The sequence below is a fragment of the Vibrio sp. S234-5 genome (assembly GCF_000960595.1).
Classification (GTDB): Bacteria; Pseudomonadota; Gammaproteobacteria; order Enterobacterales; family Vibrionaceae; genus Vibrio.
In genome coordinates, this window is the sequence record NZ_JZAM01000374.1 from 1 (window position 1) to 432 (window position 432).

A 432-nucleotide genomic window follows, 5' to 3' on the forward strand; every position below is an offset into this window, starting at 1 on the left:
GCCGAGTGGCTCCTTTGCTTTTAATACACGATAAATAAGTCAGATAATCAGCGCTTTAACCAAGACTTCGGGTTCTGTGCTTCACTATTACGGCGGATTTCGAAATACAGGGATGGTCGGTCCTGCCCGCCTGTATCACCAGCGAGTGCTATCACTTCGCCTGCGGTGACTTTATCGCCTTCTTTTTTGGTTAACGCTTGATTGTAGCCGTAAAGCGTCATGTCACCTTTACCGTGATCAAGCAGCACCACTAAACCGTAACCTCTTAAATACTCTGCAAATACGACTGTGCCAGGGTAAACTGCTTTAACTTGTTGACCATAGTTAGCGGAAAGCACCATACCTTTCCAGTTTACTTGTCCGGTTTGACGCGTACCGAAGTTATGTAACACACTGCCTTTGAGTGGCCATGGTAGTTTGCCGCGCTGTTTG

The 432-nt window shown here is 47.0% G+C and carries 1 protein-coding gene; it reads right to left on the reverse strand.

Features of this window, described 5'->3' with window-relative positions; translation table 11 throughout:
* Positions 1-47: 47 nt before the first annotated feature.
* On the reverse strand, positions 48-432 hold a 385-nt coding region (locus tag UF06_RS21605; protein ID WP_045572313.1), incomplete at its 5' end, for a peptidoglycan DD-metalloendopeptidase family protein.